This window comes from Neisseria sp. P0022.S010, assembly GCF_051956635.1.
This window is the reverse complement of sequence record NZ_JBQCXF010000817.1, coordinates 1-578: the sequence shown is the minus strand read 5'-3', so window position 1 is coordinate 578 and position 578 is coordinate 1. Positions and strand designations below refer to the sequence as shown.

Annotated in this window: 1 pseudogene; it reads right to left on the bottom strand. The window is 51.6% G+C overall.

Going from position 1 to position 578, the window contains the following annotated elements:
- Positions 1 to 548 (bottom strand): annotated as a pseudogene (locus tag ACTHUT_RS21585) (AMP-binding protein); the annotation flags it as partial.
- Between the last annotated feature and the right edge of the window lie 30 nt (positions 549 to 578).

The window sequence follows — 578 nt, the reverse complement described above, 5'->3', positions numbered from 1 at the left end:
ATCACGCTGCCGACCACGGTTTCGCTCTGTTTTCCAACTGGCAGCGTATTTGCCAAAGTCAGGGCTTCTGCCTGCATTTGTGCGGCGGTTTTCACAATAATCTGCGCTTCGCCGCTGGAGCCCGACGTTTTCAGCCATGCTTCGGCATGGTCGGGAATCAGATAGTTTTCAGGATAGGTGTTCAGCCCTTCCAAATCTGTTTTAGCTAATACATCAGGCAAGTGCCAGATGTTCAGGCCGTCTGAAGACAGCTTTTTATCTGTTGAATCCGTTAAAAACGCTTCTGCCGTTTTCCCCCACGCCACATTGTCTTGCGCCAAATTGGGCAGCAATAAAACCTTTCCGCCAGAATGCCACACTGCCAACACGGCACAGGCAAACAGCGCGGCATCGTCAAACCACAACGCGGCAGTTTGCACGCCTGCCTGTTTCAGACGGCCTGACAGATGGAAAACCGCACGGTTGAAATCAGCACGAGTCCAATTCGGATGGGCGGCGATAAGGTCGTGTTGGGGTAGGTCGGGGGATAGGATTCGGGTTAGGTGCATGGGTTGGTAATTGCAAAATGTATTAATAAT